We start from the raw sequence: 4507 nt of genomic DNA on the forward strand, positions 1-4507 counted from the left end.
ATCTCCCCGGCCCGCCCGGCACCAGAACCCGAGCCCGACTTCTGGCCCGACGAGCCTGCTTGAGCACCGCCTGCTCACCTCCGGATCCCGAGCGGTCGAGCCTCGTTCTCCCGCCGCTCTGAGGGGCCCTTGTAGGGGCCCGGTTGCACGCGTCCGTTCGAGAGCCCCCAGATTTCCCGACTGCCGGATCCCAACAGCCGAAAATGGATGGTCTTATTAGGGAGACAGGGGTGCTATACTTCCTATCCGCAGCAGCGGCTCGTTGGGACCCAGCGACATTGCCGTCGCGGGCAAAGACGAACTGATTGCCGCGACGAAACTCCAGTCGGCGCCGTGGCTCGTCGTGACCGCGACGCGCGAACTCACGCCCGTGCCGGACGGCGAACCATTGGGATGCACCGCCGAGTAGAACAGCCAGCCCATCGAGCCGTCGGGCAGGTACTCGAGCGACGGGTCGTAGATGCCAATGGCCGACGCGGGTTCTCCGGCCGGGTCTGCCAACTGCTCGTAGGTCTGCGCGACCGCAGGCAATGTCCCGGTCAGCCACAGCAACACGGCGGCGATCGCGCATCGGGAGACCAACACCAGCGTATTCTACCGGACCCCGGAAGCGGTAGAATACGCAAATGCATGTAATCACTCTCTCGTCGCTCCTGACCCTGATGGTCTCCGTGCCCATTACCTCCTACGCGCAGTCCGACGACCTCGGGCGAACCGCGCTCATGTACTTGCCCAATCGCCTGCTCGACGTCTTCCGCGCGAACGTGAAGCTCGGCCAGGGAATCGCCGGCGGCGTGCGCGCCACCAAGGACGTCGAAGCCTTCATGGGCACCTACACCGCGGCCTACGTCGGACTGCGCGGCGGACCCGAGGTGCGCTGGCCGATCGGACTCGAAGACCGCACCCACAACAAGCCGGGCACCAAGAGCGGCTCCTGGCAAGGCCTCGATCCCAAGTACGGCCGCGGCGAGATCGGCATCGACCTCTTTCCCTTCGTGGGCGGAGCGGCAGTCGGCGTCGACGTCTACGAGATCGGCGACCTGCTCGGCGGCTTCATCGGCTTCGATCCAGCGAAGGACGACCGCTAGAGCGGCAGCGCCGCCGGCTTCGGCACCCATTGAGCAGAAGAGCCGAATTCGGCATAATTGCCGAACTATGTCGAAAGTCGGCAAAATTGCCGAATCAGGCAAGACCACCCGGGGGAAGCGGAACCGCTACATCGCCCTGATCGCGGACATCGTCGGGTCTCGCGAGATCCCCAGAAGGGCGGCAGTCCAGAAGCGCTTGCTGAAGACGATGGACGAGTTGAACGGCGCCTGGCCCCGCGCCCTCGTCGCCGGGCTGGAGATGACGGCGGGCGACGAGTTCGAAGGGCTGTTCTCCCACGGAGATCCCGTTCTGGAGATCGCCAGACAGCTGTCCGACGTCCTGGGGAGCGTTCCACTCAGGGTCGGCCTCGGCCTCGGCACCCTTTCGACCCCGTTGCCGCGGGTGCGAACCAGGCGTCGGGTCGGCTCGCTGGACGGTTCCGCGTTCCACCAGGCCCGCGAGGCACTGGTGCAGTCGCAAGAGCGAAGGGCCTGGATCTCGGCCAAGGGTTTCGGAGCGGGACCGGACGCCGCGCTATCGTCACTCGGTGAGCTCATCGGGACACTCCGAGGGGGGTGGACCGACAAGCAGGCACAGTACGTGGGGGCTGCGCGCCAGATGCCGCAGAACGCCGTAGCCAAACGCTTCCGTGTTGGGCCTTCCGTCATCAGTGAGAGCCTCAAGGCGGCCAGGTTCGAAGTCTGTCTCCGAGCGGAGAACGCGTTCACCGTCGCCCTGATCGAGTTCGGCAAGAACGCCGAAGTCGAGGAAGATTCGGCAAGAGAGCCGAACCGGCGATGACCGCCATCTTTGCACTCCTGTTGCTGGGCCATGCTCTCGGAGACTTCGTCTTCCAGAGCGGCGCGCTGGTCGAGAGAAAACGGCAGCCAGGTACACGCGTGCGGGGTCTGCTCGAGCATGCAGCGATCCTGGTTCTCTGTCACGGCGCGGCCGCGTGGCCGGTCCTGAGCGCCAACGCGATGGTGTCGATCGTGCTCCTCGTCGCAGTGCACCTCGTCATCGACGCGGTGAAGTCATTGGCCGACGCAAGAACCGAGCGCCATCTGGCCTGCTTCCTCGCGGATCAACTGGCTCATCTCGCCACGATCTGGTTCTTCGCACATCAATGGGGATCCATCCCGAACCTCGCCAGCGCGGAACCCTGGTGGCAAATCGATGCCGCAACGATCGCCATCATCTCGCAGGCGTACCTGTACGCTTTCGCCTGGATTCTCTCCTCGCGGGGAGGAGGTTTCGTCGTCGCGATGATGTTGAACTCGTGCAGGTTCGGCGACCTCGGCCTGGGCGATTCCGGGCCGCCGCTCGGACGCACCATCGGCACCCTGGAACGACTGCTCATCGTCACGTTGGTGATCGCGGAAGCATGGGCCGGAATCGGTTTGATCCTCGCCGCAAAGTCGGTCGCCCGCTTCAAGGAACTCGAAAGTCGCGCGTTCAGCGAGTACTACCTCGTCGGGACGCTCACCAGCGTGCTCGTGGCGGTGATCGTCGGACTCGGCATCGGGACCCTGCTCGCCCAACTCGCAGTCAACCCGAGTTGAGCCGAGCCGAGCCGTGCCCGCGTGGTGGACGATACTGGACTTGAACCAGACCCCGCCGTAGCACTTCCGGGCACTTACGACGCCCAGAGGTGGGCAGTAGGTGGGCAGGCGAATGGCGAAAGCTCGACAAGACCGGACTCGAACCGGCGACAACCACGTTGGCAATGTCGCAGAGGCGTCAGCGGAAGCGGTGAGTTGCGCGGGCAGCCTTGCAGGGGGCTGCAAGCAGCGGCACAGAGCGGCATCGGTGACGGCCCCACGGCCCCTCGAAACAGGGGCGTGGCTGGGGGGGGGGCGGGTGCGGCTCAGCCCTCTATACCTCGCCCGTTTACTCCGAGGCTTGGCCGTGCGCCCACACAGGCGAGATTCGACTGGATTCGGTTCGCTGAACCGACAGCTTCCAGTCGAAGCTGCGCATCCGCCGAAGCCCTGCTCCATATGGGCCTTCCTCTTGCGTAAGCCCCCGTGCGACAATGCGTTTCCCTGCGGCTGCGGATGAAGGAACCGGGACATGTGGAAGGTTGAAGCAAACGAGCGGAAGCGACGCGCACGTGCGCTTCCGGCCCTGGCGGCCGGTGCCTTTCTTCTACTTGCGGTCCTGCTTCCGGGGGCTTCGGCATGGGCGCAGGTGACGATCGACTGGGTGACGGTGGGCGGCGCGGGCAACTCTGCGGACACCACGGGTTTGGGCGCGGTGGCGACGGAGTACCGGATCTCGCAGCACGAAGTGACGAACGCGCAGTACGCGGCGTTCCTGAACGCGGTGGCGGCGACGGATACGAACGGGCTGTACAGCGCGAGCATGGGTGCGGCCCCTGGCGGGATCACGCAGGTGGGGGCTGTCGGAAGCTTCACCTACGCGCCAATCGCCGGGCGCGAGAACATGCCTGTGAACTACGTGTCATTCTACGATGCGCTGCGGTTTGCGAACTGGCTGCACAACGGCCAGCCGACGGGGGCGCAGGACGCTACGACGACCGAGGACGGGGCGTATACCATCATTACGGAGGTTTATCCGGGGACGGTGCTCACACGGAACCCGGGCGCGACGGTGTTCCTGCCGAGTGAGGACGAGTGGTACAAGGCGGCGTACTACGACCCGTCCACCGACACGTATTTCGACTACCCGGCGTGAGATGACACGCAGATAGTGTGCGCTGGGCCGAGCGCGACCGCGAACACGGCGAACTGCAATCCTGGCCCGGGCGACCTCACGCCCGTGGGCGGCTATGGGCCATCGCCGCCCTTGCCCGGTCCGCCGGGTCCGGGCTCGCCGAGCCCCAACGGGACGTTCGACCAGGGGGGCAACGTCTTGGAGTGGAACGAGGCGATCCTGTTCGTAATGTTCCGCAGCCTGCGGGGCGGGGGCTACCCCAGCAGCGCGGCCCAATGCTCTGCGTCGGGCGTGAGCGCCGACGATCCGATGCTTGAGGTCCCCGCTGCCGGTTTTCGTGTCGCGAGTCTTCCCGAGCCCGCTACGGGCAGGCGAGGCTGTAACAACTGATCAAGCCCAGTCCACCTTCTGTCGGGCGACCGTGAGCCGACCCGGTGCAAGGTGGTAGCCGATGTCGTCAAAGCCGGGCTCGACGCGCCCGGTGAACGTCTTGTCGGGATGCTTCTCCAGACGTAGCTCACCGAGCGTCTCGTTCACGATCCTGATCGCCAGCCGCAGCTTCCAGCGCGTGGGCCGAGCACGACCACGTCGTGCCGCAACTACTAGGGAATCTCTGCAGAACCCCATGAATTTGTTAGAACCAAGGGATAGGGGGATGACAGAGCTGAAGAAGCAGGCGTCGTTCGCATCCGAGGCTTGGAGTCGTAAGGGGAAGGTGACGCGTCGAGAGCGTTTCCTTTCG

General features: G+C 65.3%; 6 protein-coding genes. 4 read left to right on the forward strand and 2 right to left on the reverse strand.

The window, feature by feature from the left end; translation table 11 throughout:
• Positions 1-216: 216 nt before the first annotated feature.
• Positions 217-585, reverse strand: a complete 369-nt coding sequence (locus GY725_26075; GenBank protein MCP4007664.1) for a hypothetical protein — start codon at positions 583-585, stop codon at positions 217-219.
• Between the two features lie 41 nt (positions 586-626).
• Between GY725_26075 and GY725_26080 the strand changes: the two genes are divergently transcribed.
• The 4 genes from GY725_26080 (at position 627) to GY725_26095 (ending at position 3786) form a co-directional block, all read left to right on the forward strand.
• Positions 627-1088 (forward strand): hypothetical protein, encoded by a 462-nt coding sequence (locus GY725_26080; GenBank protein ID MCP4007665.1) that lies wholly within the window; start codon positions 627-629, stop codon positions 1086-1088.
• A 67-nt stretch (positions 1089-1155) separates the two neighbouring features.
• Entirely contained in the window at positions 1156-1890 is a 735-nt protein-coding gene (locus GY725_26085; GenBank protein ID MCP4007666.1) for a hypothetical protein, read from the forward strand.
• Entirely contained in the window at positions 1887-2651 is a 765-nt protein-coding gene (locus tag GY725_26090) for a DUF3307 domain-containing protein (protein ID MCP4007667.1), read from the forward strand. The genes GY725_26085 and GY725_26090 overlap by 4 nt, the downstream gene beginning before the upstream one ends.
• 511 nt (positions 2652-3162) lie before the next feature.
• The gene (locus tag GY725_26095) at positions 3163-3786 is read left to right on the forward strand and encodes a formylglycine-generating enzyme family protein (GenBank protein MCP4007668.1); all 624 of its coding nucleotides are present in this window, start codon (positions 3163-3165) and stop codon (positions 3784-3786) included.
• 369 nt (positions 3787-4155) lie between these two features.
• Here the strand turns inward: GY725_26095 and GY725_26100 are convergent, their stop codons facing one another.
• On the reverse strand, positions 4156-4302 hold the full coding sequence (locus tag GY725_26100; protein MCP4007669.1) for a hypothetical protein: 147 nt from the start codon (positions 4300-4302) through the stop codon (positions 4156-4158).
• Positions 4303-4507 lie beyond the last annotated feature (205 nt).

It is taken from the genome of bacterium (genome assembly GCA_024226335.1).
Classification (GTDB): domain Bacteria; phylum Myxococcota_A; class UBA9160; order SZUA-336; family SZUA-336; genus JAAELY01.